Consider the following 26,137-nt stretch of genomic DNA (forward strand, 5'->3'; position numbering starts at 1 on the left):
CTGTTGAGTGCGGAGGATGACACGGTGAGCGGACAGCTGGTCGTCGCCCAGGACCTTCCCTGGCCCCCCAGCGTCGGGGATTTCTACCCGCCGGACGTGGCCGGCCCCTGGGTCACCAAGTTCAGCATCATGATCTGGATCGCCGTCGCGCTGCTGATCATCTTCTTCGTGGCCGCGTACCGGAAGCCGAAGCTGGTGCCGGGCAAGGGCCAGTGGGCCGCCGAGGCCGTCTACGGGCTGGTCCGGGACAACATCGCCCGTGAGCAGATGGGCAACGCGGGCATCCGCTTCGCGCCCTACCTCACCGTGCTGTTCAGCTTCATCCTGCTGACAAACATCTTCAGCATCGTGCCCGGCCTGCAGATCTCGCCGAACTCGCACATCGCGTTCCCGATCGTGCTCGCCGCCATCTCGTACGTCATGTACAACTACGTCGGCGTCCGCAAGCACGGCCTCGGCAAGTACCTCAAGCAGAGCCTCATCCTGCCCGGCGTGCCGTGGCCGATGCACTTCCTGCTGATTCCGATCGAGTTCCTGCAGAACTTCGTCGTCCGGCCGGTCACCCTGGCACTGCGACTCTTCGCCAACATGTTCGCCGGCCACCTGCTCCTGCTGGTCTTCACCGTCGGCGGCTTCGTGATGCTCGGGTCGAGCAGCGTCTTCGTGCAGGCGACCTCGGTCTTCTCCTTCGCGATGGCGATCGTGATGGCCTTCTTCGAGGCGCTGGTGGCGGTGCTGCAGGCATACGTCTTCGTCACGCTGAGCGCCAACTACATCGGCACGTCGCTGGCCGACGAGCACTGAGATCCGGCTCGGCGGGCACCCGGCCCGGCCAAGCATCTGGTACCGACCGCGTACACGTGAGCCCTCACGTGTGAACTAGGAGGAATACCCGCAATGAACGTTCTTGCCGAGATCGGTGGCAACGTCAACACCATCGGCTACGGCCTCGCCGCCATCGGCCCCGGTATCGGTGTGGCCCTGGTCTTCGCGGCCTACATCCAGTCGAGCGCCCGCCAGCCCGAGTCGGCCGGCTACAACCGCACCTGGCTGGTGCTGGGCTTCGCCCTGGTCGAGGCGCTGGCGCTGTTCGGCCTGGTGCTCGCCTTCGCCGTTAGCTGACGCGAGCTCTCCCGATCCGGAGGTCTGACATGTATCTCGCCGCCGAAGGCGCGCACAATCCGATCTTGCCGATCTGGCAGGAGATGGTCGTCGGAACGATCTCCTTCGCCCTGCTCGTCTTCGTCCTGCTGAAGTTCGTCATGCCCCGCATGGAGGCGATGTACCAGGCGCGGGTCGACGCGATCGAGGGTGGCATCAAGCGCGCCGAGGCGGCCCAGGCCGAGGCGAACAAGCTGCTCGAGCAGTACCGGGCCCAGCTCGCGGAGGCGCGTACCGACGCCGCCAAGATCCGCGACGACGCACGGGCCGACGCCGACGGGATCCGCCAGGACATCCTCGCCAAGGCGCGTGAGGAGTCCGACCGGATCATCGCCGCCGGCAAGGAGCAGCTCGCCGCCGAGCGGGCCACCATCGTGCGCGAGCTGCGTACCGAGGTGGGCACCATCGCGGTGGACCTGGCCAGCAAGATCGTCGGTGAGTCGCTCGCCGACGAGGCGCGTCGCAAGGGCACCGTCGACCGGTTCCTGAGCGGTCTCGAGAGCACGGGGGCCCGCTGATGCAGGCCGCCAGCCGGGAGTCGTACCGGGCCGGGGCCGAGCGCCTCGACGCGTACGTCCGCGGCGCGGAGCCGTCGGCGGTGGCTGCCACCGCCGACGACATCCTCTCCGTCGCCGCCCTGCTGCGGCGTGAGCCGCGGCTGCGCCGGGCGCTCTCCGACCCGGCCCGGGCCGGCGCCGACCGCTCCGGCCTGCTCGGCGACATGCTGCGCGGCCGGGTCGGCGCGGAAGCGCTCGACCTGCTCGCGTCGATGGTGTCCGGCCGCTGGTCGGCCCCGTCCGAGCTGCTCGACGGTGTCGAGCGCCTCGGCGTGGAGGCGCTGCTGGCCAGCGCCGACCTGTCCGGCGACCTGGGCGAGGTCGAGGACGAGCTGTTCCGCTTCGGGCAGGTCGTCTCCGGTTCCGCCGAGCTGTCCAACACGCTCTCCGACCCGATGGCGTCGGTCGAGCGGCGGGCCGAACTGGCCCGGCAGCTGCTCGCCGGCAAGGCCCAGCCGGTCACCGTCAGCCTCGTCGAGGCCGCGCTCGCTGGTTTCGGTGGACGCTCCTTCACCGGTGCGCTCACCCGGCTGGTCGAGCTCGCCGCCGACCGGCGGGACCGTCAGGTCGCGTACGTGACCGTGGCGGCTCCGCTGACCGAGGAGGAGGAGCGACGCCTCGGTGCCCGCCTCTCGGAGATGTACGGTCGGGAGGTCTCCGTCAAGCAGACGGTCGACCCCGACGTACTCGGCGGGGCGCGCGTACAGGTCGGCTCCGACCTGTACGACGGCACCGTCCTGCGCCGCCTCAACGAGACCCGCAACGCGCTCGCCAAGCGCTGAGCCCTGATTCGTCGCCACCGGACCGGTCGGTACCAGGTATCCCGGGCCCTGAGATACTTAAGGAAGCAGAGGATGGCCGAGCTGACCATCTCGACGGAGGAGATCCGCGGCGCCCTGGAGCGCTACGTCTCCTCCTACACGGCCGACGTCTCCCGCGAGGAGGTCGGCACCGTCGCCGACGCCGGCGACGGCATCGCCCACGTCGAGGGCCTCCCCTCGACCATGACCAACGAGCTCCTGGAGTTCGAGGACGGCACGCTCGGTGTGGCGCTGAACCTCGACGTCCGGGAGATCGGTGTCGTCGTCCTCGGTGACTTCGGCGGGATCGAAGAGGGCCAGCGCGTCAAGCGCACCGGCCGGGTGCTCTCCGTGCCGATCGGTGACGCGTTCCTCGGCCGCGTGGTCAACGCGCTCGGCGAGCCCATCGACGGCCTCGGCGACATCGCCAACGAGGGCTACCGCGAGCTGGAGCTCCAGGCCCCGAACGTGATGTCCCGCAAGTCGGTCGACGAGCCGCTGCAGACCGGCATCAAGGCCATCGACGCGATGACCCCGATCGGCCGCGGTCAGCGTCAGCTGATCATCGGTGACCGGAAGACCGGCAAGACCACCGTCGCGCTGGACACCATCCTCAACCAGCGCGAGAACTGGCGCTCCGGCGACCCGAAGAAGCAGGTCCGCTGCATCTACGTCGCGATCGGCCAGAAGGCCTCCACCATCGCCTCCATCAAGGGGACGCTGGAGGAGGCGGGCGCGATGGAGTACACCACCATCGTCGCCTCCCCGGCCTCCGACCCGGCCGGCTTCAAGTACCTCGCCCCGTACACCGGCTCGTCCATCGGGCAGCACTGGATGTACGGCGGCAAGCACGTCCTGATCGTCTTCGACGACCTGAGCAAGCAGGCCGAGGCGTACCGGGCCGTGTCGCTGCTGCTGCGCCGCCCGCCGGGCCGTGAGGCCTACCCGGGTGACGTCTTCTACCTGCACTCGCGTCTGCTGGAGCGCTGCGCCAAGCTCTCCGACGAGCTGGGCGGCGGCTCGATGACCGGCCTGCCGATCATCGAGACCAAGGCGAACGACATCTCGGCGTTCATCCCGACCAACGTCATCTCCATCACCGACGGCCAGATCTTCCTCGAGACCGACCTGTTCAACCAGGGCGTCCGGCCGGCCATCAACGTCGGCACCTCGGTCTCCCGGGTCGGTGGCGCCGCGCAGGTGAAGCCGATGAAGAAGGTCGCCGGCTCGCTGCGGCTGAACCTGGCCCAGTACCGCGAGCTGGAGGCGTTCGCCGCCTTCGCCTCCGACCTGGACCGGGCCTCCCGCGCCCAGCTGGACCGCGGTTCCCGCCTGGTCGAGCTGCTCAAGCAGCCGAACTACTCGCCGTACCCGGTGCAGGAGCAGGTCGTCTCCGTCTGGGCCGGCACCGAGGGCAAGCTGGACGACGTTCCGGTCGGCGAGGTCCGCCGCTTCGAGTCGGAGTTCCTGCAGTACCTGCGGCACAAGCACGAGGGCGTCCTGGCCTCGATCGCGGACCACAAGTGGGACGACGACATCATCGCCTCGCTCGACTCGGCGATCACCGAGTTCAAGCAGCTCTTCCTGGGCAAGGAGGACGAGGTCCGGATCAACGAGGCGCCGGCCAAGCCGCTGGAGGGTGAGCAGTCCCGCGAGACGGTGACCCGCCTGCGCGACGGCGCCGACCGCCCGGCCGAGAGCTGATCCGATGGCCGCCCAGGTACGCGTTCTCCGGCAGCGGATCCGTTCCGCCAAGGGGATGAAGAAGATCACCAAGGCGATGGAGCTCGTCGCGACGAGCCGCATCGCCAAGGCCCAGGCCAAGGTGGCGGCCTCGCTGCCGTACGCCGAGGCGATCACCGGCGTGCTGACGGCGCTGGCCTCGAACGCGCGGATCGACCACCCGCTGCTCACCCCGCGCGAGCGGGTGCGGCGGGCGGGCGTCCTGCTGGTGACGGCCGACCGGGGTCTGGCCGGCGGCTACAGCTCGAACGCGATCCGGACCGCCGAGTCGCTGATCGCCCGGCTGCGCGCCGACGGCAAGGAGCCGGTGCTCTACGTCATCGGCCGCAAGGGCGTGGCGTACTACCGGTTCCGCAGCCGGCAGATCGCCGGAAGCTGGACCGGCTTCTCGGAGCAGCCGACGTTCGCCGACGCCCGCGAGGTCGGTGACACGCTGATCAAGGCGTTCACCGCCGGCGCGGACGACGTGGACGGGGATGCCGGCGCCGACGGGATCCTCGGCGTGGACGAGCTGCACATCGTCTACACCGAGTTCAAGTCCCTGATGACGCAGAACCCGGTGACCCGGATCATCGGCCCGATGCAGGTCGAGGACCGGCCTCGGACCGAGGGCGCGCTGCCGGCGTACGAGTTCGAGCCGGAGCCGGAGTCGCTGCTCGACGCCCTGCTGCCGAAGTACATCAACACGCGGATCTTCGCGGCGTTGCTGGAGTCGGCGGCGAGCGAGTCGGCCGCCCGCCGGCGGGCGATGAAGAGCGCCACCGACAACGCCGAAGAGATGATCGAGAAGTACACGCGCGAGATGAACTCGGCCCGTCAGGCCGGGATCACCCAGGAGATCAGTGAGATCGTCGGCGGCGCGAACGCGCTGGCCGCGTCGGGAAGTGAAGTGTGATGACTGTATCCGCAGTTGAGACCAAGACGGCCACGGGTCGCGTGGTCCGGGTCATCGGCCCGGTCGTCGACGCCGAGTTCCCGCGCGACGCCATGCCGGAGCTGTTCAACGCTCTGCACGTCGACGTGACCCTCTCGGGTGGTGAGAAGACGCTGACCCTGGAGGTCGCCCAGCACCTGGGTGACAACCTGGTCCGTGCCATCTCGATGCAGCCGACCGACGGTCTGGTCCGCGGCGCCGACGTGCGTGACACCGGGGCGCCGATCAGCGTGCCGGTGGGTGACGCGGTCAAGGGCCACGTGTTCAACGCGATCGGCGAGTGCCTCAACCTCACCGAGGGCGAGACGATCGAGGCCGACGACCGGTGGGGCATCCACCGCAAGGCCCCGGCCTTCGCGGACCTGGAGCCGAAGACCGAGATGCTGGAGACCGGCATCAAGGTCATCGACCTGCTCGCCCCGTACGTCAAGGGCGGAAAGATCGGCCTGTTCGGCGGCGCCGGCGTGGGCAAGACGGTGCTCATCCAGGAGATGATCACCCGGGTGGCCCGGAACTTCGGTGGTACCTCGGTCTTCGCCGGCGTGGGTGAGCGCACCCGCGAGGGCAACGACCTCATCGCCGAGATGACCGAGTCGGGCGTCATCGACAAGACCGCGCTCGTCTACGGCCAGATGGACGAGCCGCCGGGCACCCGTCTGCGGGTCGCGCTCTCCGCGCTCACCATGGCGGAGTACTTCCGCGACGTGAAGAAGCAGGAGGTGCTGCTCTTCATCGACAACATCTTCCGCTTCACCCAGGCCGGTTCCGAGGTGTCCACGCTGCTCGGCCGTATGCCGAGCGCCGTGGGTTACCAGCCGACCCTGGCCGACGAGATGGGCCAGCTCCAGGAGCGGATCACCTCCGTCCGGGGCCAGGCCATCACCTCGATGCAGGCGATCTACGTGCCCGCCGACGACTACACCGACCCGGCGCCGGCCACCACGTTCGCCCACCTCGACGCGACCACCAACCTGGAGCGGTCGATCTCCGACAAGGGCATCTACCCGGCCGTGGACCCGCTGGCGTCCTCGTCCCGGATTCTCGCCCCGGAGTTCGTCGGCGAGGAGCACTTCGCCGTCGCCACCGAGGTGAAGCGGATCCTGCAGCGCTACAAGGACCTGCAGGACATCATCGCCATCCTCGGTATCGAGGAGCTCTCCGAGGAGGACAAGCTCACCGTCGGCCGCGCCCGCCGGATCGAGCGGTTCCTCTCGCAGAACACGTACGCGGCGGAGCAGTTCACCGGCGTCCCCGGCTCGACGGTCCCGATCGCCGAGACCATCGACGCCTTCCGCCGGATCAGCGAGGGGGAGTTCGACCACTTCCCGGAGCAGGCGTTCTTCATGTGCGGCGGCCTGGAGGACCTCAAGGCCAAGGCCAAGGAACTGATGGGTGAGGAGGGCTGAGAGCCCGCTCACACAGGGGAGGGCCGTCCCGGCGAAAGCCGGGGCGGCCCTCGCCGTTTCCGACCATTGCACTACCAGATGCCCGGATCTCCGGCAAGCAGTTCGCCGAATCGCGCGGTACCGTTCCTGACACGACTTTCACATCCCGGCCGTTGATCTCTGCAACCAAACGGACCCCCGCGCCCGTCTTCCTACCCGTGGGCGTGACGATTGGAGATGCTCGTGGGCGGTAAGGGCGGCACGGACCGCGGCAAGCGGTCCATGTGGCGAGGCGTGCCCCGCTGGGCCCGCGTGTGCACGATCCTGGGCATCGTCATGGTGGTGCTCAGCGGCTCCGTGCTGCTCGGCTCCCGCGCCCTCGTCGCCCGCTACGAGGGCTCGGTCGGCAAGGCCGACCTCTTCGGTGACCAGGCCGCCGGCGCCAACGAGAAGAAGAGCGACATCAAGGGTCCGCTCAACATCCTGCTCGTCGGCGTCGACCCGCGTACGTCGACCGCCCGGCCGCTCGCCGACTCGATCATGGTGCTGCACGTGCCCGCCAGCATGGACCGGGGCTACCTCTTCTCGCTCCCGCGCGACCTGCGGGTGGACATCCCGGCCTTCGCCAAGGCCGACTACTCCGGCGGCAACGACCGGCTCAACGCCGCCATGTCGCACGGCAGCAACGTGCCGGGGCAGAATCCCAGCACCGCGCAGGGCTTCGAACTGCTCGCCAAGACCGTGCAGGACGTCACCGGCATCAAGCGCTTCGACGCCGGCGCGATCATCAACTTCAGCGGCTTCAAGAAGATCGTCGACGCCATGGGCGGCGTGGACATGTACATCGAGCGGGAGGTCCGGTCCGAACACCTCCAGCCGGACGGCACGCCCCGCCAGCTCCGGCCCGGTGGCGGCGGCTACCTCGGACCGCAGGCGGTGTACAAGAAGGGCAACGCCCACCTCGAAGGCTGGCAGGCGCTGGACTACGTCCGGCAGCGCTACCCGAAGAACGGCGTGCCGGACGGCGACTACGGCCGGCAGCGGCACCAGCAGCAGTTCGTCAAGGCCATGGCGAGCCAGGCGGTCAGCGCCGACGTGGTGACCAACCCGGTCAAGCTCGACCGGGTGCTGCGGGCCGCCGGCAAGTCGCTCGTCTTCAACGGGCGCGGCAACAGCGTGGTGGACTTCGGGCTGGCGCTGAAGGACATCCGTCCGAACGCGATCGAGACGATCAAGCTGCCCGGCGGGGCGATCGGCTCCGGCAGCGCGTACCGGGGTGAGCGGCTGCTCGAACCGGCGGAGGACTTCTTCACCGCCCTGCGCACCGAACAGCTCGATGCCTTCCTGCTGGAGCACCCCGATTTCATTCAGAAAACCAAGTAGCCTGGGCGGGTGCGGGGCCGTGGTGGTCCGGCTCTCACCACCCGCGTTGGGTGGGCCGCGGGGGCGCGACTAGACTTTCGGCAATCCGCCGCCGCAGCAAGGAGACAGCGTGGCACAGCAGCTTCACGTCGAGCTCGTAGCCGTCGAGGAGAAGGTCTGGACCGGCGAGGCCGAAATGGTCGTCGCACGGACGACCGAGGGTGAGCTCGGTGTGTTGCCGGGGCACGCGCCGCTGCTCGGCCAGCTCGCGGAGCCCAGCCAGGTACGCATCAAGCAGGCCGGTGGCCAGCAGGTCGTCTTCGACGTGCCCGGCGGCTTCCTGTCGGTGACCAGCGAGGGCGTCACGGTGCTCGCCGAGAGCGCGACCCCCGCCACCCCGGCCCGCTGAGCAGACCCGCCGATGGAGATCGTCGAAGGGTTCGGAATCGGCGTAGCGGTAGTCGTCGTCGCCATTCTGATCCTCTTCATCCGGCGGGCCCTGTTCACACGTAGCGGTGGCACCATCCGGCTGAGCGTGCGGGTCTCCACGATCCTCGACGGTCGCGGCTGGTCACCCGGATTCGGTCGCTTCGTCGGCGACGAACTCCGCTGGTACCGCATGTTCAGCTTCGCGCTGCGCCCCAAGCGGGTGCTCTCCCGCGAGGGGCTTGCGGTCGAGCGACGGCGGCTTCCCGAGGGCCAGGAGCGCATGTCCATGCCGGCCGAGTGGGTGATCCTGCGCTGTACCAGCCACCACGCGCCGATCGAGATCGCCATGGCGCGTTCCACGGTTACCGGATTCCTGTCCTGGCTCGAGGCCGCCCCACCCGGGGCGGTCTCGCCGCGTCTGGCCTCCCAGGACTGGCCCGCCGCCTGACCTCAGCCGCTTGATCGACTCCACTTCCCCGAAGTGGCGGCACCCCCGCACACCTTGGCCGGCTGAATCCGGCACCCGGGTCGCCCAGTCCGGCTGCCCCCGCACGACAGCCCTCACCTCGCCATCGATCTTGGAGTTGTGGCGCCCACGATGCCCGTTTGACGAGGTATGCGAGGCACCACAACTCCAAGATCGCCGAGGCCCCCAGAAGTTCGGGACGGGTTGCCGCCCCCTAGCTCCTGATGCCCCGCGCGATTTTGCACTTGGGTGCCCCATAAATCCGGCGAATCGGGTGTTCCGAGGGCTCAAAGTGCAAGATCGCGCGTGCGGCCCGCGGGCCCTGCGGCGGGGCGGCCGCCTCGGGTCAGCCCCCCTCCGAGAGCGTCGATCATGAACTTGGCGGCACTTGGGGTCCGTTATGTCGCCGCTAACCTCATGATCAACGCTATGGCGGGTGCCCGGGGAGGCTTTTGTGGGGGTGATCAAGGGGTTTGTGTCCTCGTGGGTGCCGGAATGTGCCGCAAACTCCTTGATCAACAGGGCGTAGGGCGAGGCGGCCGGGCTGGGCGCGGTGGGGGTTTGGCGTGTGTGGGCGGGGTGTCGGGTTTGGGGGTGGTGGGCGGCACTCTGGTGGCGGAATCGTGGGCGGGCCGGTGGCGTTGTAACCGGGTGAACGACCGAGCAAGGCCGCGCCCCCGGAGCGAGGGGTGCGGGCTGTGGGAACAGTGCCGGTCGTTGATTACGTGCGACGGCGTGAGCCGCGGGGAATCATCCCGCCCGGCTGGTCGTTGAGCATGGTTCCGACGACGTGAGCCCCGCGCCGCCCCCCGGTGGTGTGAGGCGCCCGGGAATGATGCCGGGTCGACGGTCGTTGGACATGCTTCCGGCGCCGCGGAGAGGCCCCCCCCCGCCCCGCGAGCAGCCGGGATCCCCCTTTGAGACTTTCTTGAGCGCCTGACGGTGCCCACACCCCCCGGTCCCCCGGGGGGGTGTCGACCCCCGAATGGAGCCCCCATCATGAACACGATTCTGCGTAAGAGCATCCTGGGTATTGCTGGTCTGGCTTTCACCGGTGGCGTGTTCGCCGGCCCGGTCGCCGCCCACGCCGCTGACACCACCCACGCGGTCAAGCCGGTCACCGCCACGGTGCAGGGTGACAAGCTGATCCCGCACGGCGTGCAGGGCGACCAGTCCCGCATCGACCTCAATGACGAGCAGACCAAGAACGTGAAGGCGATCATCGCGGCGACGAAGAAGGCCGGCATGGACGAGCGTGCCGCGGTCGTGTCGATCGCTACCGCGTTGCAGGAGTCGAAGCTGGAGAACCTCGGTCACCTGGGTGACCGTAACGACCACGACTCGCAGGGCCTGTTCCAGCAGCGCCCGTCCAGCGGGTGGGGCACGGTGGAGCAGATCACCGACCCCGAATACTCCACGACGGCGTTCCTGAAGGGTCTGAAGCAGGTCGACGGCTGGCAGGACATGCCGCTGACCAAGGCCGCCCAGACCGTCCAGGTGAGCGCCTACCCGGACCACTACGCCCAGTGGGAACAGCAGGCCGCCGACCTCGTCGCCCAGCACTGGAACAAGTAAGACAAAACGTGAAGGCCGGCACCCCGAACCAACGGGGTGCCGGCCATTTCACGTCTGCGCGACCAGCTCGACCTCGTACCCCTGCCCGTCGCTGAGGTAGGCGGCGTAGCTGTCCGGGCCGCCCGCGTGCGGGTGCCGGTCCGGGAACAGCAGCGTCCAGCCGTACTCTCCGGCGGCAGTGACCAGCCGCTCGACGGCGGCCGGCGGGCCGGCGTGGAAGGCCAGGTGGTTCAGGCCGGGCGCGCGCCTGTCGTGGGTGCGGCCGGTGAGAGCGGGTGACTCCTCCAGCACGATGTAGGTCGCGCCGAGCCGCCAGGAGCGGCCGGCGGGCCAGTCCTGGTAGAGCGTCCAGCCCAGCTCGCCGAGAAGCCAGCCCCACGAACGACTGGCCGCCGCCAGGTCGGGTACCCACACCTCCACGTGATGGAGGCCGCCGATGGTCAGCGCTTCCCGCCCGGAACCCATAGCACGTCGCCGTCCGGATTTGCCGTTCTTGACAGGATAAAGAGCAAATCGGAGAGCCGGTTGAGATACTTTGCCGGGAGGGGACTGGTCCGATCGGGATCGTGTGCGACCAGCGCCCATGCCGCACGCTCGGCGCGCCGGGCGGTCGTCCGTGCCACGTGCAGCAGTGCCGCACCAGCGGTGCCGCCGGGGAGGATGAAGGAGTCGAGCTTGCTCAGGCGCGCGTTGTACTCGTCGCACCAGCCCTCGAGGCGCTCGACGTACTCCTCGGTCACCCGCAGCGGCGGGTACTTCGGGTCCGGCTCGACCGGCGTCGCCAGGTCCGCGCCGACGTCGAACATGTCGTTCTGCACGGACTCCAGCACGGCCCGCAGCTCGTCCGAGAGCTGCCCCAGGGCGAGCGCCACGCCGATCGAGGCGTTGCACTCGTCCACGTCCGCGTACGCGACGATGCGCGGATCGGTCTTCGGCACCTGCTCGTTGTTGCTCAGCCTGGTCATGCCGGCGTCGCCGGCCTTGGTGTAGATGCGCGTGAGGTGGACGGCCATGACGCACAGCCTACGGATACCGGACCTGACCATCCCGGCCCGGCCGAGTCCGGTTGGGCCGGGGGACGCGAGCGATCCGGCGGTCAGCGACGTCGACGTCATCCGGGTACGCGGTGACGCCCGGCTCGACGGCACCGTGCACGTGGTGGGTGCGAAGAACTCCGCGCTGAAGCTGATGGCGGCGGCGCTGCTCGCGCCCGGCCGCAGCCTGATCACCAATGTGCCCCGGATCACCGACATCGCGATCATGGGCGAGGTGCTGCGGCGGCTCGGCTGCGGCGTACGTTTCGGGCCGGACGACCCGGTCGACCCGATGGTGGCCCACGGCGGTGTGGAGCGGTCCCGCTCGGTGCTCATCGACGTGCCGGAACGGCCGGGCGCGGAGGCCGACTACGACCTGGTGCGGCGGCTGCGCGCGTCGATCTGCGTGCTCGGTCCGCTGCTGGCCCGCCGGGGGTACGTGCGGGTGGCGCACCCGGGCGGCGACGCGATCGGCTCACGCGGCCTGGACATGCACATCGCCGGGCTGGCCCGGATGGGCGCGGAGATCTCCGGTGAGCACGGCTTCGTCATCGCCGAGGCCCCGGACGGGCTGCACGGCGCGGACATCGTGCTGGACTTCCCGAGCGTGGGCGCGACCGAGAACCTGGTGATGGCGGCGGTGCTGGCCCGTGGCGCCACGACTATCGACAACGCGGCCCGGGAGCCGGAGATCGTCGACATCTGCACCATGCTGAACCGGATGGGCGCCCGGATCGAGGGGGCCGGCACGTCGACGCTGCACATCGTCGGCGTACCCGGGTTGCGGCCGGTCCGGCACGCCACGGTGGGGGACCGGATCGTGGCCGGGACGTGGGCGTTCGCCGCCGCGATGACCCGCGGCGACGTGACGGTGACCGGCCTGGACCCGGCGTACCTGGAGGTTGCGCTGGACAAACTGGTCGCGGCCGGCGGCCTGGTGGAGACCCGGGGCGACGCATTCCGGGTACGCATGGACGACCGCCCGAAGGCGGTGGACGTGGTGACGCTGCCGTACCCGGGTTTCGCCACCGACCTGCTGCCGATGGCGATCGGGCTGGCGGCGGTCAGCGAGGGTGGCTCGCTGATCACCGAGAACATCTTCGACGGCCGGTTCATGTTCGCCAACGAGATGATGCGGCTGGGCGCGGAGATCCGTACCGACGGTCACCACGCGCTGGTGTGCGGCCGGGAGCGGCTGTCCGGCGCCCCGGTACGCGCGACGGACATCCGGGCCGGCGCCGGCCTGATCATCGCCGGGCTCTGCGCCGACGGGTTGACCGAGGTCTCGCACGTGCACCACGTCGACCGGGGCTACCCGGACTTCGTGGCGGACCTGCGGGCGCTCGGCGTCGAGGTGGAACGCGGGACCGCGCCGGAGGAACCGGACCTGGCCATCTGACAGCCGGTGCTTATCCGTCGTTAAGTAGGGTTCTGGCAGACGTTGCAGAACACGGCGAGGGAGAAGCAGATGGCGGGTCGACTCGCGGTCGTCGGTGCCGGGCTGATGGGCTCGGGCATCGCCCAGGTGGCGGCGCAGGCGGGCTGGCAGGTGACGCTGCGCGACATCGACGACGCGGCCACGAAGCGCGGTGTGGACGGCATCCGGAAGTCGCTGACGAAGTTCGCCGAGAAGGGCAAGATCGAGGCGTCCGACGTCGAGGCGACGCTGGCCCGGATCACCCCGACCACCGACCTGGAGGCCGCCGCCGACGCGGACATCGTGGTCGAGGCGGTCTTCGAGAAGATCGAGATCAAGCACGAGGTGTTCCGCGCGCTCGACAAGATCTGCAAGGCGGACGCGGTGCTGGCCACGAACACGTCGGCCATCCCGGTGACCCAGATCGCCACCGCCACCGAGCGCCCGGAGTCGGTCGTCGGCACGCACTTCTTCTCGCCGGTGCCGATGATGAAGCTCTGCGAGCTGGTACGCGGCTACAAGACCAGCGACGCGACCATGGACACGGTCAAGTCGTTCGCCGAGGAGATCGGCAAGACGGTGGTGGTGGTCAACCGGGACATCGCCGGTTTCGTCACCACCCGGCTGATCTGCGCGCTGGCGATGGAGGCGGTCAAGCTCGTCGAGGCCGGCGTGATCTCCGCCGAGGACCTGGACACCGCCTGCAAGCTGGGCTTCGGCCACGCCATGGGCCCGCTCGCCACCGTCGACCTGACCGGCGTGGACGTGCTGCTCAACGCCACCCGCAACATCTACACCGACACCGCCGACGAGAAGTTCTTCCCGCCGGAGCTGCTCCAGCGCATGGCCACCGCCGGCGACCTGGGCCGCAAGACCGGCCAGGGCTTCTACTCGTACTGACCGGCCCGTCCCGCCCCCGGCCCGAGCGGCCGGGGGCGGTTCACGTCCGGGGCGGGTTGAGCGCGGCGCCGATCAGCGCGAACGCGTCCGGGATGACAGTGCCCCAGTAGCCGAAGTTGTGCCGCCCGTCGGCCCAGGCGGCGCGTACCGGCTCCTCGGGCAGCGCCCGGGCCAGCGCACGGACATCCTTGAGGAAGTTGTCCTGCCGCCCGCACCAGAGCCCGACCGGCGTGCCGCGCAGTTTGTCCACACCGGTGAAGACCGCGTCGCCGGGGCTCACCGCGGGGGAGAAGGCCGCCGCCATCCGCAGCCATTTCGGGTACGTCTCGGCGAGCAGCAACGCGCCGAAGCCGCCCATCGACCAGCCCCACACGGCCAGCCGGCTGCTGTCGAACCCGCGCCGGGCGCACCAGGTGGGCACCTCCTCGCGCACCATCCGCTGCGGGTCGTCGTCACCGGAGGCGCGCCAGGACAGCCGCCCGCCGGTGGCGCCCGCGAGCGCGAACGGCGGGGCGCCCCGGCGTACCGCGTCGGTGAGGAAGCGGGCCAGGCCGAACCGGCCGTAGTCGCGCGGGGTGGCCGACGCGCCGTGCAGCACCAGGCATACGGGCAGGCCGCGGCCGTCGCCGTACCCGTCGGGCACCGCCGTCCAGAAGTCGACCTCGCGGCCGCGCGCGCCGGACGCGATGCGGATCAGGCGTTCGTCGCCGGCCGGGGCGTCCGGCAGGGCCGGGGCCGGTCCCGGGCGGGGGTCGGCCAGTTGCCGGGCGGCCAGACCGCCGACCACCGCGGCGCCGGCCACGCCGGCGGCGGCGCCGAGCAGGGTACGCCGGGTCAGCGTGGGTGCCATGCCGGCGAGTGTGCCACCGCCGGGCGCGTGTTAAGAAGGGGCCCTTTCTCTACCGGAGGCGTTAAAAGGGGGCCCTTCCTTACACCTCAGCCGTCGCGTTTGGTGGTCCAGCGGAACGTGGTCAGGCAGAGCACCAGGCCGATGACGCACCAGGCGCCCAGCACCAGCGCGACGGTGCCCAGCTCGAACGACCCGCCCGGCTCCCGCGCGCCGAAGCTGTCCGGCAGGAACACCGAGCGCAGCCCCTGGCACATCCACTTGAGCGGGAAGATCGCCGCGACCTGCTGCATCCAGGTGGGCAGGCTGGTGAAGACGAAGAACACGCCGGAGATGAACTGGAGCACCAGCGCGACCGGGGTGACCACCGCCGAGCCGCTGCGGGCGGTACGGGCCAGCGACGAGATGGCGATGCCGCAGAGCGTGCAGGCGGTGACGCCGAGGACGGAGACCCAGGCGAACGTCAGCCACTTGGCGGTGGTCTGCGGCAGGTCCAGGTCGAACATCGCCACCGAGACGGCGAGCAGCAGCACGGTCTCGGCGATGCCGATGACCACCACCATGATCACCTTGCCGGCGAACCAGACCCACTTCGGCATCGGCGTACCGCGGTAGCGCTTGAGCACGCCCCGGTCCCGCTCGATCGGGATCCAGATGCCGAGGTTCTGGAAGCTCACTGTCATCAGGCCGGTCGCGATCATGCCGGTGATGAAGTACTGCGTGTAGCTGACCCCGGGCGCGATCTCGTCGCTGAAGATCGCCGCGAAGATCAGAATCATGATGATCGGGAAGCCCATCGTGAACACGACGGACTCCCGGCTGCGCAGGAACTGGGTGATCTCCAGCCGCCCCTGGCGCAGCGCCAGCGCGCCCACGCCGGGTCGCCGGGCCGCGGCGGCGGTGACCGGGGCCGCGGGGTTCGTCGTGGTGGTCATGAGTGTCCGATCATCCGCAGGTAGACGTCTTCCAGGGTCGGCCGGGTCACGGTGAGGCCGGGCACCTCGCCGCCGAAGCGCGCGGCCAGGTCGTACACCAGCGCCGTCGGCGTCGCGGTCTCCGCCGAGGCCAATGTCCCGTCGGGGGTACGCCAGGAGACGGTCGCGAGCGACTCCTGCCGGTTGCCCAGCCGGTTGGGCGGCGCGACCTCGATCACCCGCCCGGCGGCGATCACGCCGACCCGGTCGGCGAGCGCCTCGGCCTCGTCCAGGTAGTGGGTGGTGAGCACGATCGTGGTGCCGGCGGCGGACAGGTCCCGGATCAGCTCCCAGAACTCGCGCCGGGCCTCCGGGTCGAATCCGGTGGTCGGCTCGTCGAGGAAGAGCAGCTCGGGGCGGCCGATGATGCCCAGCGCCACGTCCAGGCGGCGCTTCTGCCCGCCGGAGAGCGTGTGCGTACGCGCCTTGGCCTTGGCGCCCAGCCCGACCCGCTCGACCACCTTGTCCGGGTCGTCCGCGCCCGGGTAGAAGCCGGAGAAGTGGCGGACCACCTCGATGACGCTGAGCTCGTCGAACTCGCCGGTGCCCTGGAGCACGATGCCGACCCGGGAGCGCCAGGCGGCGTCGGGGTGGGCGGGGTCGGCGCCGAGGACGCGCACCTCACCGGCGTCGCGCTGGCGGTAGCCCTCCAGGATCTCGACCGTTGTGGTCTTGCCGGCGCCGTTCGGGCCGAGCAGGGCGAACACCTCGCCCCGGTGGACGTCCAGGTCCACCCCGGCCACGGCGACGTTGTCGCCGTACGCCTTGCGCAGCCCTCGCACGGAAATCGCGAGCTCGTTCTCCATGCCGTCAAGTGTGCGTCGTGCGGTGGCCCGTTCCGCTGCCGGGTCAGCTATATACGCGAGGTATACACTCGGTGTAGTCTCTGCTCATGACGGTTCCCCTGACCCTGCTCGGGCTGCTCGAACGCGAACCGAGCCACGGCTACGACCTCAAGCGCGACTACGACACCTTCTTCGGACGCGGCAAGCCGCTGCCGTACGGGCAGGTCTACTCGACGCTGAGCCGGCTGGCCCGCGACGGCAAGGTGGTGGTCGGCGACGTGGCTCCCGGCGCGGGGCCGGACCGCAAGCGCTACGTGATCACCGACCTGGGCGCCACCGAGGTGGAGCACTGGCTGACCGAGCCGGTCGAGCCGGAACCGCACCTGCAGACCCTGCTGTTCACCAAGGTCGTGCTCGCGCTGATGCTCGACCGCCCGGCCGAGGAGTACCTGGACACCCAGCGCGCCGCGCACCTGCGCCGGATGCGCGAACTCACCGAGATCAAGCGCAGCGGCGAACTCGTCGAGGTGATGCTGGCCGACCACGGCCTCTACCACCTCGAGGCGGACCTGCGGTGGATCGAGACGACGGGCGCCCGGCTGGACGCCCTGAGAAAGGCGGTACGGCCATGAGCCCGATGATCGAGGCACGTGACGTCACGTACGCGTTCGGCGAGACACCCGCCCTGCGCGGCGCGAACCTCGCCGTGGCCGCCGGCGAGGTGGTCGCCGTGATGGGACCGAGCGGCTCCGGCAAGTCGACGCTGCTGCACTGCCTGGCCGGCATCCTGCGCCCCGACTCCGGCGAGGTCCGGTTCGACGGCGCCCGGATCGACACGCTCGGCGAGGCCGACCGGAGCACGCTGCGCCGCGACAGCTTCGGCTTCGTCTTCCAGTTCGGGCAGCTCGTACCGGAACTCACCGCGGCCGAGAACGTGGCGCTGCCGCTGCTGCTGCGCGGTGTCCGCCGCACTCCGGCGCTGCGCGCCGCGCGGGGCTGGTTCGAGCGGCTCGGCCTGGCCGGCATGGAGCACCGCCGCTCGGGCGAACTGTCCGGCGGGCAGGCCCAGCGGGTCGCACTGGCCCGCGGCCTGGTCGCGGAGCCCCGGGTGCTGTTCGCCGACGAGCCCACCGGCGCGCTCGACTCGCTCACCGGCGAGGAGGTGATGACGCTGCTGGTGGACGCCGCCCGCGAGAAGGGCACCACAGTCGTCCTGGTGACGCACGAGGCGCGCATCGCCGCGTACGCCGACCGGGAGGTCATGGTGCGGGACGGCCGGGTCAACGCCCCCGCCGGGGTCGTCTCATGATCGGGCTCGCGCTCCGGCTCGCCGTCGCCGGTGGCCGGGAAGCGCTGCTCCGGCTGGTCGCCATCGCCGCCGCCGTGGCGGTCGGCACCGGCCTGCTGCTCACCACGCTCGCCGGTGTGAACGCCACCGACGCCCAGCTCACCCGCTACGCGTCGATGTACCCGCAGGAGACGGCGGGCGGGTCCGCCGACCCGCTGCTGTGGTCGACCCGGTTTGACTACTTCCGGGGCGACCAGATCGTTCGCATCGACGTCGCCGCCACCGGCCCGGACGCGCCCACGCCGGTCGGCGTTCCCCGCGCGCCAGGACCCGGCGAGTTCTACGCCTCCCCGGCGCTGCGCAAGCTGCTGGCCACCACCCCCGCCGACCAGCTCGCCGACCGCTACCCGGGCCGGGACCTCGGCGAGATCGGGCCGGCGGCGCTCACCTCACCGGACACCCTGCTCGTCCTGGTCGGCGGCACCCCGGAGCAGGTGGGCGGGCTGGACCAGGTCCGCAAGGTCACCCGGCTCGACGGCAACAGCGCTCCGCTGCCCGGGGCCGCGGTCGACCTCATCCTCGGCGTGGTGGCGGGCGGACTGCTGTTCCCCGTACTCGTCTTCATCGGCACGGCGACCCGGCTCGGCGCCGCCCGCCGGGAGCAGCGGTTCGCCGCGATGCGGCTGGTCGGGGCCACGCCCCGGCAGATCTCGGCGGTCGCGGCCGTCGAGGCCGCGCTCGCGGCGGCGGCCGGCGCGTCGGTCGGCTTCGCGGTGTTCTTCGCGTTCCGCAGCCAGCTCGCCGGCATCCCGTTCACCGGCATGCCGTTCTTCCCCGGGGACATGGCCATCGGTGCGCCGGAGGCCCTCCTGGTGGCCCTCGGCGTGCCGGCGGGCGCGGCGGCCGCGGCCTGGGTCGCGCTGCGCCGGGTACGGATCTCCCCGCTCGGCGTCACCCGCCGCGTCACGCCCCGACCACCACGGGCGTACCGGCTGATCCCGCTCGCGCTCGGCCTGGCCGGGCTCGGCTTCGCCCTGGTGTACCGGCCGCCCACGTCGGACGGTCAGACCGCGCTGTTCCTGCCCGCGCTGCTGCTGGTCATGGTCGGGCTGATCACCGGCGGCCCCTGGCTGACCATGGTCGGCGCCAAGGTGCTGGCCGCCCGGGCCGGCCGCCCGGCCGCGCTGATCGCCGCGCGCCGGCTCGCCGACAACCCGTCCGCCGGGTTCCGGGCGGTGAGCGGCGTGATGCTCGCGCTGTTCGTCACCACGGTCGCCGTGGGCGTGATGGGGACGATCGCGCACGAGCGCGGTCCGGCGCCCCGGGGGTCGCTGGAGGCCGGCCGGCTGTCGATGGTCCTCACCGACGACCCGCCCGTGCCGGGCACGCTGCTGGCCGATCTCGCCGCGACTCCCGGCGTCCGCAACCCGGTGCTCGTCCGGGAGAACCCGGTACGCGGTGACGGCCGCGACTCCGGGGTGATCGCCTGCGCGGACATCCCGCCCGCGTACGGGCGGTGTGCCGCCGGGGCGAGCGTCGCCGAGGTGCCGCCGGACCTGATCCCCTGGCGGGAGTCCGCCTCGGCCGACCGGATCTGGCCGTCGTCCCCGGTGGACCCGGCTGCCCTCGCGGGACTCCCGGCGGGTTCGGTGGCGGTCGAGGCGGAGGATCCGGTCGCGGTGGAGCGGGCCCGGACGGTCCTCGAAGCCGCGTTCCCGACGTTCTACGTGGCGCCGAACGTGCCCGGCGACTTCGAGGCCGACTTCGCCGACACCATGCGGGGCTGGCAGCGGCTGGCCGACATCGTCGTGGTGGCCGGTCTCGTGCTCGCCGGGTGCAGCCTGGCCGTGGCCGTGGCGGCCGGCCTCAGCGAACGGAAGCGGCCGTTCAGCCTGCTGCGGCTCAGCGGCGCCCCGGTTCGGCTGCTGCGCCGGGTGGTGGCCCTGGAGAGCGTGGTGCCGCTGCTGACCGTCGCCGTGGTGGCGGTCGGGATGGGACTGGTCGCCGCGCACCTGTTCCTGCGCGCCCAGATGCAGTACGACCTGCGCGTACCGGGGATCGGGTTCGCCGCTGTGGTGGCCCTCGGCGTGCTGGGCTGCCTCGCGGTCATCGCGGCCACGCTGCCGCTGCTGGAACGGATCACCGGCCCGGAGACCGCCCGCAGCGAATGACCCGTACGGTGGGCCGGTGTGTGCGGCCGGCCCACCGTCGCGGGCCTGGGGTTGTGTGGTTTTCCACACTCTCTTTTACTAAACGGTAACTTAAACTCCGGCCATGGACGACGCGATGCCGGGACGGCTGCCCGAGCGGGACCGCCCGTGGGTGATGCGCACGTACGCCGGGCACTCCTCCGCCGCGGCCACCAACGCGCTCTTCCGCCGCAACCTGGCGAAGGGGCAGACCGGCCTGTCGGTCGCCTTCGACCTGCCCACCCAGACCGGGTACGACCCGGACCACGAGCTGGCCTCCGGTGAGGTGGGCCGGGTCGGCGTGCCGGTGGCGCACCTGGGCGACATGCGGGCGCTGTTCGAGGGCATCCCGCTGGCCGAGATGAACACCTCGATGACCATCAACGCCCCGGCCATGTGGCTGCTCGGCCTCTACGGCACCGTCGCCGCCGAGCAGGGCGCGGAACTGAGCCGCTGCGCCGGCACCACGCAGAACGACATCATCAAGGAGTACCTGTCCCGGGGGACGTACATCTTCCCGCCGGCGGCCTCGCTGCGGCTGACCGCCGACGTCATCGCGTACACGCTGCGCGAGATGCCCCGGTGGAACCCGGTGAACATCTGCTCGTACCACCTCCAGGAGGCCGGGGCCACGCCGGTGCAGGAGGTCGGCTTCGCGCTGGCCACCGCCGTCGCCGTGCTGGACACCGTGCGCGACTCCGGCCAGGTGCCGCCCGAGCGGATGGGCGACGTGGTCCAGCGGATCTCGTTCTTCGTCAACGCCGGGGTGCGCTTCGTCGAGGAGATCGCCAAGATGCGCGCGTTCGGCGCGCTCTGGGACGAGATCACCCGCGACCGCTACGGCGTGGCGGACCCGAAGCAGCGCCGGTTCCGCTACGGCGTCCAGGTCAACTCGCTGGGCCTGACCGAGGCGCAGCCGGAGAACAACATCCAGCGCATCGTGCTGGAGATGCTGGGCGTCACGCTGTCCCGCGACGCCCGCGCCCGGGCCGTGCAGCTGCCCGCCTGGAACGAGGCGCTCGGTCTGCCCCGCCCGTGGGACCAGCAGTGGTCGCTGCGCATGCAGCAGGTGCTGGCGTACGAGTCGGACCTGCTGGAGTACCCGGACCTGTTCGCCGGTTCGCACGTGATGACCGCGCTGGTCGACGACATCGTCTCCGGCGCCCGCGTCGAGCTGGAGAAGGTGCTGGAGATGGGCGGCGTGGTCACCGCCGTCGAGTCCGGCTACCTCAAGAGCGCGCTGGTGGCCTCGCTCGCCGAGCGCCGTCGCCGGATGGAGTCCGGTTCGGACGTGGTGGTCGGCGTCAACCGGTTCACCGAGACCGAGCCGTCGCCGCTCACCGCAGCGGGCGCCGAGGCGATCGAGCAGGTGGACCCGGCCGTCGAGGAGGCGGCCACCGACGGCGTACGCCGGTGGCGGGCCGACCGGGACGCGGCGGCTGTCGAGGCGGCGCTGGACCGGCTGCGCGCCGACGCCGCCACCACGGCGAACCTGATGCCGGCGACGCTTACCTGTGTACGGGCCGGGGTCACCACCGGCGAGTGGGCGGGCGCGCTGCGCCAGGTGTACGGCGAGTACCGCGCGCCGACCGGCCTGGCCGGGGCGGTCGGAACGGCCGGTGACGCGACCCTCGCCGGGGTGCGGGAGCGGGTCGCCGCCACCGCGCGGGAGCTGGGCAGCGGCCGGCTGCGGCTGCTGGTCGGCAAGCCGGGGCTGGACGGGCACTCCAACGGCGCCGAGCAGATCGCGGTACGCGCCCGCGACGCCGGGTTCGAGGTGGTCTACCAGGGCATCCGGCTGACCGCCGGGCAGATCGTGGCGGCCGCCGTGGAGGAGGACGTCGACCTGGTCGGGCTCTCCGTGCTGTCCGGCTCGCATCTGGCCGCCGTGCCGGCGGTGCTGGACGGGCTGCGCGCGGCCGGTCGGGGCGACCTGCCGGTGGTGGTGGGCGGGATCATCCCGGCCGCCGACGCCGAGGCGCTGCGGGCCGCCGGGGTGGCCCGGGTGTTCACGCCGAAGGACTTCGCGCTCACCGGCATCATCGACGAGCTGGTGACGGTGATCCGCGAGGCCAACGCCCTGTCGTGAAAGGAAGGGCCCCTTATTAACGCCTCCGGTAGGGAAGGGGCCCCTTCTTAACACCCGCGCGCGAAAGCGGCGCCTCCATGCGGACGGCACCTCCGGACGGGTGGGTCAGCGGCTCTGGTAGGTCATGCAGTCGGCCATGTCCATGTCGGGACCGACGGTGATCGCCGGGGCGTGGCACTCCAGGTCGGCGTTGTGCCGGCAGTCGGCGCGCGAACACGCGCCGACCTGGGCGACCAACTGGTCGAGGCCGCCGCGCACCGGCATCTCCACGAACGTGTGGCAGTGGGCGTGGTCGCTGCTGCCGATCGTGATGGCGAACGCGTGGCAGTCGTTCGTGTGGTTGTAGGCGCAGGACCGGACGGCGCACTCCTGGACCCGGGGCATCTCCAACGACGCGGTCATCTCCCGTACCTCCTTGGGTTTCTTGCCCCGATTTTAGAGGTTTCGGGAGCCCGCGCGGGTCAGACGCGGAAGCCGGCCGCGCGGGCCGCGGCGCGTTCCCGTCGCCGCTCCCGGCGGCGGCGGAACAGCCACGGTACGAAGAACACCAGGCCGAGCAGGAACACCAGGACCAGCACCGGCAGCAGCAGCGCCACCACCGACATGACGACGCTCGTCGCGTCCTCGGCGGTGCTGGCCACCGGCGCGCCCACCCCGGCGGTGGTCGCGTTGATGACCGGCCGGGCGGCAGCCTTGAGCAGGTGCACGCCGAGCGCGATGAGCACGCCGACCACCACCGGCACCCACTGGTGCGAGGAGAAGAACGTGTCCGGGTCGCTGACGGTGACGGTCTCCGAGCCGGCGCCCGCGCCGAACGCGAGCCCGCCGGCGGTCGGCCGGACCACCGTCTGCACCACGTCGTTTACGTGGTCGACCACAGGCACCTTGTCGGCCACCACCTCGACCGCGAGCAGGACGGCGAGGATCAGCACCACCCAGCCGTTGCCGAGCCACTGCCAGCCGCTGGGCAGCTCGACCAGGTCGGTGTAGCGGGACAGCAGCCCCATCAGCAGCAGCGGGATGTAGGCGTTCAGGCCCGCCGAGGCGGCCAGACCGGAACCGGTGAGGACTTCGAGCACGATCTCAATATGGCACCGGTACGCCAGTGGCGCTCGTCGGCGTCCGCCGGGGCCTCGGCTACCCTCGGCGGGTGCGGTTGGTGATTGCGAAGTGCTCAGTGGACTACGTCGGACGGCTCTCGGCCCACCTGCCCCCGGCGACCCGGTTGCTGATGGTGAAGGCGGACGGCTCGGTGTCGATCCACGCGGACGACCGGGCCTACAAGCCGTTGAACTGGATGAGCCCGCCCTGCCGGCTGGAGGAGGCGCCAGGCGTCTGGCGGGTGGTCAACAAGGCCGGCGAGGAGCTGCGCATCACGCTGGAGGAGATCTTCCAGGACACCTCGTACGAGCTGGGCGTGGACCCGGGCCTGCGCAAGGACGGCGTCGAGGCGCACCTGCAGGAGCTGCTCGCCGCGAACCCGGAGACGCTGGGGGAGGGCTTCACGCTGGTCCGCCGCGAGTACATGACCGCGATCGGGCCGGTCGACCTGCTTTGCCGCGACGCGGTCGGCGGCGCGGTGGCGGTGGAGGTGAAGCGGCGCGGCGAGATCGACGGCGTGGAGCAGCTCACCCGCTACCTGGAGCTGATGAACCGGGACCCGCTGCTCGCGCCGGTGGCCGGTGTGTTCGCCGCGCAGGAGATCAAGCCGCAGGCCCGGGTGCTCGCCACCGACCGCGGCATCCGCTGCGTGGTGGTCGACTACGACAAGCTGCGCGGCATCGAACGCGACGAGCTGACGCTGTTCTGAGGCGCCGCCTCAGCGGCCCCGGCCGTACATCAGCTTGGCGATCTTGACGATGCGGGCGATGTCGGCCGGGGTGCGCTCGAACGTCATCGCCGGCAGCAGCGACCGGGCCCGGCGGCGGGTGACCGACTTGGGCCGGCCGAACTCGCGCAGCCCCTCCTCGCCGTGGATGCGGCCGATGCCGGACTCGCCGACGCCGCCGAACGGCAGCGTCGACATGCCGGCGAAGGTCAGCGCCGAGTTGACCGAGGCCATGCCGGAACGCAGCCGCCGCGCCACCGCCACCGCCCGCGCCCGGCCGAAGACCGAACCCCCGAGCCCGTACGGCAGCGCGTTGGCCCGCTCGACCGCCTCGTCCATGTCCCGGACGCGATTGACGACGAGCGTCGGGCCGAACGTCTCCTCCTGCACGGCGGCCGAGTCCTCCGGCACGTCGACCAGCACGGTCGGGTGCACGTACGGCGGCTGGACCGCCTCCGGGCCGCCCAGCACCGCCCGGCCGCCCCGGCTGAGTGCGTCGTCGATGTGCCGGCGGATGATGTCGATCTGCGACGGCATGGTGATCGGGCCGAGGTCGGTCCCGTCGGGGCCGACAGTCAGCCGCCCGGCCTTCGCCACCACCTTCTCGACGAAGGCGTCGTAGACCTGGTCGACGGCGTAGACCCGCTCGATGCCGATGCACGTCTGGCCGGCGTTGGTCATGCCGCCCCACACGCACGCGTCGGCGGCGGCGTCCAGGTCGGCGTCGCTGTCCACGATCATCGCGTCCTTGCCGCCGGCCTCCAGCAGCACCGGGGTGAGCGTCTCCGCGCAGGCTGCCATCACCCGCTTCGCGGTGGCGGTCGAGCCGGTGAACGCGACCTTGCCGACGCCGGAGCGGCACAGCGCCGCGCCGACCGCGCCGAACCCGTGCACCACCTGGAACACCGGCTGCTCCGGCACCACCTCGGCGAACCTGTCGACCAGCCACTGGCCGACCGCCGGGGTGTACTCGCTCGGCTTGAAGACCACCGCGTTGCCGGCCGCGAGCGCGTACGCGGCGGAGCCGATCGGGGTGAAGACCGGGTAGTTCCACGGGCCGATCACGCCCACCACGCCGTACGGCTGGTATTCCAGGTGGCCGGAGAACTCGGCGAGGACCAGCCGGGAGCGGACCCGGCGCGGCCCGAGCACCCGCTGCGCGTTGCGGGCCGCCCAGTCGATGTGCTCCAGCGCGGTGAGGATCTCCACGACGGCGTCACCGACCGGCTTGCCGCCCTCGGTGTGCATCAGGTCGGCCAGTTCCTCGATCCGCCGCGCGAGCACGCCGCGCCAGCGCTGGAGACGGTCCCGCCGGCCGGCGAAGCCGAGCCCGGCCCACCAGTCGCCGGCCGCCCGGGCGCGGTCGACCGCGGCACGCACGTCCGCCTCGGAGGCCAGCGGGAAACTGCCTGCCTCGGCGCCGGTGGCCGGGCTGGTCGACACCAGCCGACCTTCGGAGATGAGCGGGGCGCCCGGCACATGCACAGCGGTCATGGCCGAAGTCTAGACCCGAGGATTACTCGCCGGTAGGTGTCGCACGCGCCGTACGCTGCGCGGACGATCAGCCCTCGCATCGACGGAGATGCCGTCCGAAACGGCGAACGGGAGATGACCGGCCGGGGTCGCGGGGGTGACCGCGCGGTGGTGCAAGCCACTACGGTGAGGTGGCAGGCTGACGCCGCGGGGCGATGTGGGGTGGAGGTCGACTGTCCATGGAGGAGCATCCTGAGCTGATGCCGTTGCTGACGGTGTCCGGCGGGGCGATGCGGGGGCTCACGTTCCGGGTCGGCCAGGACGCGCAGGTGATCGGCCGGGCGCCGACCGCCGACATCGTGCTCGCCGATCCGCACCTGAGCCGGCGGCACGCCACCGTCCGGGCCACCCCCGAGGGGGTGCTGCTCACCGACCTCGGCTCGACCAACGGCACCTGGCTCAACGACACCCGGGTCACCGGCAGCGTGGCGATCGCCGACGGCGACGTGGTCCGGCTCGGCCGCACGGATTTGCGCCTCTACGACCCGGGGGTGGCCCGCACCGACCCGGTCGGGATGAGCTTCGGCGCGCTGCGCCGCGACCAGCGTCCCACCCTGCCGCTGCCGGTCCCGGCGCCCCGCCGGCCGATCGAGGCGCGCGAGGCGCAGCCGGCCGACGTGAGCTAGACCTCGGGCATCCGCTGAACCCGCGGGCCACTGAGTGCCGCCGATTCCCGGGCCCCGCTGACCCCTCACGCCCGCGCCGCCCCCGGCCGCGCACCCACCACCCACCACCCGCCACCTCCCCACCCTCCCCGCCCCACCCCCACTCGCGGTGATCAAGGAGTTTGGGTACGGAAATGGCTCCCGCGGTGCCGCAAACTCCTTGATCACCGCGAGTG

At 71.2% G+C, this 26,137-nt stretch carries 27 protein-coding genes; 19 read left to right on the top strand and 8 right to left on the bottom strand.

Annotation, left to right across the window (positions count from 1 at the left end; translation table 11 throughout):
- Window positions 1-24 precede the first annotated feature (24 nt).
- From atpB to KBX43_RS22885, 11 genes are all read left to right on the top strand, one after another.
- Window positions 25-804, top strand: a complete 780-nt coding sequence (atpB, locus tag KBX43_RS22835; protein ID WP_043328655.1) for a F0F1 ATP synthase subunit A — start codon at window positions 25-27, stop codon at window positions 802-804.
- Between the two features lie 93 nt (window positions 805-897).
- A complete protein-coding gene (gene atpE, locus KBX43_RS22840; RefSeq protein ID WP_018789141.1) occupies window positions 898-1,122 on the top strand; it encodes an ATP synthase F0 subunit C in 225 nt (74 codons plus the stop codon).
- 29 nt (window positions 1,123-1,151) lie between these two features.
- Window positions 1,152-1,679 carry a F0F1 ATP synthase subunit B gene (locus KBX43_RS22845; RefSeq protein ID WP_030504731.1) on the top strand — a complete coding sequence of 176 codons (528 nt, stop codon included), beginning with the start codon at window positions 1,152-1,154 and terminating at the stop codon, window positions 1,677-1,679.
- Entirely contained in the window at window positions 1,679-2,500 is an 822-nt protein-coding gene (locus tag KBX43_RS22850; RefSeq protein WP_030504730.1) for a F0F1 ATP synthase subunit delta, read from the top strand. The genes KBX43_RS22845 and KBX43_RS22850 overlap by 1 nt, the downstream gene beginning before the upstream one ends.
- 72 nt (window positions 2,501-2,572) lie before the next feature.
- Entirely contained in the window at window positions 2,573-4,222 is a 1,650-nt protein-coding gene (gene atpA / locus KBX43_RS22855) for a F0F1 ATP synthase subunit alpha (protein WP_030504729.1), read from the top strand.
- A gap of 4 nt (window positions 4,223-4,226) precedes the next feature.
- Entirely contained in the window at window positions 4,227-5,156 is a 930-nt protein-coding gene (locus KBX43_RS22860) for a F0F1 ATP synthase subunit gamma (RefSeq protein ID WP_030504728.1), read from the top strand.
- Window positions 5,156-6,601, top strand: a complete 1,446-nt coding sequence (atpD, locus tag KBX43_RS22865) for a F0F1 ATP synthase subunit beta (protein WP_210887071.1) — start codon at window positions 5,156-5,158, stop codon at window positions 6,599-6,601. The genes KBX43_RS22860 and atpD overlap by 1 nt, the downstream gene beginning before the upstream one ends.
- A 216-nt stretch (window positions 6,602-6,817) precedes the next feature.
- Window positions 6,818-7,963 (top strand): LCP family protein, encoded by a 1,146-nt coding sequence (locus KBX43_RS22870; RefSeq protein ID WP_043328659.1) that lies wholly within the window; start codon window positions 6,818-6,820, stop codon window positions 7,961-7,963.
- 109 nt (window positions 7,964-8,072) lie between these two features.
- Window positions 8,073-8,351 carry a F0F1 ATP synthase subunit epsilon gene (locus KBX43_RS22875; RefSeq protein ID WP_043328661.1) on the top strand — a complete coding sequence of 93 codons (279 nt, stop codon included), beginning with the start codon at window positions 8,073-8,075 and terminating at the stop codon, window positions 8,349-8,351.
- A gap of 12 nt (window positions 8,352-8,363) precedes the next feature.
- Window positions 8,364-8,819: a DUF2550 domain-containing protein gene (locus KBX43_RS22880; protein WP_043328663.1), complete on the top strand. Its 456-nt coding sequence runs from the start codon at window positions 8,364-8,366 to the stop codon at window positions 8,817-8,819.
- 1,017 nt (window positions 8,820-9,836) lie between these two features.
- Window positions 9,837-10,412, top strand: coding sequence for a hypothetical protein (locus KBX43_RS22885; RefSeq protein ID WP_210887074.1), 576 nt, complete (start codon window positions 9,837-9,839; stop codon window positions 10,410-10,412).
- 48 nt (window positions 10,413-10,460) lie between these two features.
- Here KBX43_RS22885 and KBX43_RS22890 read toward each other — a convergent pair whose 3' ends face one another.
- Together KBX43_RS22890 and KBX43_RS22895 are read right to left on the bottom strand one after the other, a co-directional pair.
- Complete coding sequence (locus KBX43_RS22890; RefSeq protein ID WP_210887077.1) at window positions 10,461-10,877, bottom strand: VOC family protein; 417 nt, start codon at window positions 10,875-10,877, stop codon at window positions 10,461-10,463.
- Entirely contained in the window at window positions 10,853-11,425 is a 573-nt protein-coding gene (locus KBX43_RS22895; protein ID WP_210887079.1) for a cob(I)yrinic acid a,c-diamide adenosyltransferase, read from the bottom strand. The genes KBX43_RS22890 and KBX43_RS22895 overlap by 25 nt, the downstream gene beginning before the upstream one ends.
- Here KBX43_RS22895 and murA point away from each other — a divergent pair.
- Window positions 11,424-12,845, top strand: coding sequence for a UDP-N-acetylglucosamine 1-carboxyvinyltransferase (murA, locus tag KBX43_RS22900; protein ID WP_043328672.1), 1,422 nt, complete (start codon window positions 11,424-11,426; stop codon window positions 12,843-12,845). The two genes, KBX43_RS22895 and murA, sit on opposite strands and share 2 nt — an antisense overlap.
- A gap of 69 nt (window positions 12,846-12,914) precedes the next feature.
- Window positions 12,915-13,763, top strand: coding sequence for a 3-hydroxyacyl-CoA dehydrogenase family protein (locus KBX43_RS22905; protein WP_210887082.1), 849 nt, complete (start codon window positions 12,915-12,917; stop codon window positions 13,761-13,763).
- A 40-nt stretch (window positions 13,764-13,803) separates the two neighbouring features.
- Here KBX43_RS22905 and KBX43_RS22910 read toward each other — a convergent pair whose 3' ends face one another.
- From KBX43_RS22910 to KBX43_RS22920, 3 genes are all read right to left on the bottom strand, one after another.
- The gene (locus KBX43_RS22910; RefSeq protein WP_210887085.1) at window positions 13,804-14,613 is read right to left on the bottom strand and encodes an alpha/beta hydrolase family protein; all 810 of its coding nucleotides are present in this window, start codon (window positions 14,611-14,613) and stop codon (window positions 13,804-13,806) included.
- An 86-nt stretch (window positions 14,614-14,699) separates the two neighbouring features.
- On the bottom strand, window positions 14,700-15,545 hold the full coding sequence (locus tag KBX43_RS22915) for an ABC transporter permease (protein ID WP_210887088.1): 846 nt from the start codon (window positions 15,543-15,545) through the stop codon (window positions 14,700-14,702).
- Window positions 15,542-16,390, bottom strand: coding sequence for an ABC transporter ATP-binding protein (locus KBX43_RS22920; RefSeq protein WP_043328681.1), 849 nt, complete (start codon window positions 16,388-16,390; stop codon window positions 15,542-15,544). Before KBX43_RS22920 ends, KBX43_RS22915 begins: the two co-directional genes overlap by 4 nt.
- A gap of 86 nt (window positions 16,391-16,476) precedes the next feature.
- On the opposite strand from KBX43_RS22920, the gene KBX43_RS22925 reads away from it, so the two are divergent.
- The 4 genes from KBX43_RS22925 (at window position 16,477) to KBX43_RS22940 (ending at window position 21,935) form a co-directional block, all read left to right on the top strand.
- On the top strand, window positions 16,477-17,001 hold the full coding sequence (locus KBX43_RS22925; protein ID WP_210887090.1) for a PadR family transcriptional regulator: 525 nt from the start codon (window positions 16,477-16,479) through the stop codon (window positions 16,999-17,001).
- Window positions 16,998-17,678 (top strand): ABC transporter ATP-binding protein, encoded by a 681-nt coding sequence (locus tag KBX43_RS22930; RefSeq protein WP_069087236.1) that lies wholly within the window; start codon window positions 16,998-17,000, stop codon window positions 17,676-17,678. Before KBX43_RS22925 ends, KBX43_RS22930 begins: the two co-directional genes overlap by 4 nt.
- Complete coding sequence (locus tag KBX43_RS22935; protein ID WP_210887092.1) at window positions 17,675-19,828, top strand: FtsX-like permease family protein; 2,154 nt, start codon at window positions 17,675-17,677, stop codon at window positions 19,826-19,828. The genes KBX43_RS22930 and KBX43_RS22935 overlap by 4 nt, the downstream gene beginning before the upstream one ends.
- A gap of 103 nt (window positions 19,829-19,931) precedes the next feature.
- Window positions 19,932-21,935 (top strand): protein meaA, encoded by a 2,004-nt coding sequence (locus tag KBX43_RS22940; RefSeq protein ID WP_166457007.1) that lies wholly within the window; start codon window positions 19,932-19,934, stop codon window positions 21,933-21,935.
- Between the two features lie 105 nt (window positions 21,936-22,040).
- On the opposite strand, the gene KBX43_RS22945 is transcribed toward KBX43_RS22940, so the two are convergent.
- Both KBX43_RS22945 and KBX43_RS22950 read right to left on the bottom strand, forming a co-directional pair.
- Complete coding sequence (locus tag KBX43_RS22945; protein ID WP_043328704.1) at window positions 22,041-22,337, bottom strand: DUF1540 domain-containing protein; 297 nt, start codon at window positions 22,335-22,337, stop codon at window positions 22,041-22,043.
- A gap of 59 nt (window positions 22,338-22,396) precedes the next feature.
- Window positions 22,397-23,014 carry a DUF4126 domain-containing protein gene (locus KBX43_RS22950; protein WP_043328707.1) on the bottom strand — a complete coding sequence of 206 codons (618 nt, stop codon included), beginning with the start codon at window positions 23,012-23,014 and terminating at the stop codon, window positions 22,397-22,399.
- A 71-nt stretch (window positions 23,015-23,085) separates the two neighbouring features.
- Between KBX43_RS22950 and nucS the strand changes: the two genes are divergently transcribed.
- Window positions 23,086-23,745, top strand: a complete 660-nt coding sequence (nucS, locus tag KBX43_RS22955) for an endonuclease NucS (RefSeq protein ID WP_030503891.1) — start codon at window positions 23,086-23,088, stop codon at window positions 23,743-23,745.
- Window positions 23,746-23,754: 9 nt separating this feature from the next.
- On the opposite strand, the gene KBX43_RS22960 is transcribed toward nucS, so the two are convergent.
- Entirely contained in the window at window positions 23,755-25,257 is a 1,503-nt protein-coding gene (locus KBX43_RS22960) for an aldehyde dehydrogenase family protein (protein WP_210887094.1), read from the bottom strand.
- A 218-nt stretch (window positions 25,258-25,475) separates the two neighbouring features.
- On the opposite strand from KBX43_RS22960, the gene KBX43_RS22965 reads away from it, so the two are divergent.
- Window positions 25,476-25,922 (top strand): FHA domain-containing protein, encoded by a 447-nt coding sequence (locus KBX43_RS22965; protein ID WP_043328712.1) that lies wholly within the window; start codon window positions 25,476-25,478, stop codon window positions 25,920-25,922.
- The last annotated feature ends 215 nt before the right edge of the window (window positions 25,923-26,137 follow it).

It is taken from the genome of Micromonospora sp. C41, from assembly GCF_018070485.1.
GTDB lineage: Bacteria > Actinomycetota > Actinomycetes > Mycobacteriales > Micromonosporaceae > Micromonospora > Micromonospora chalcea.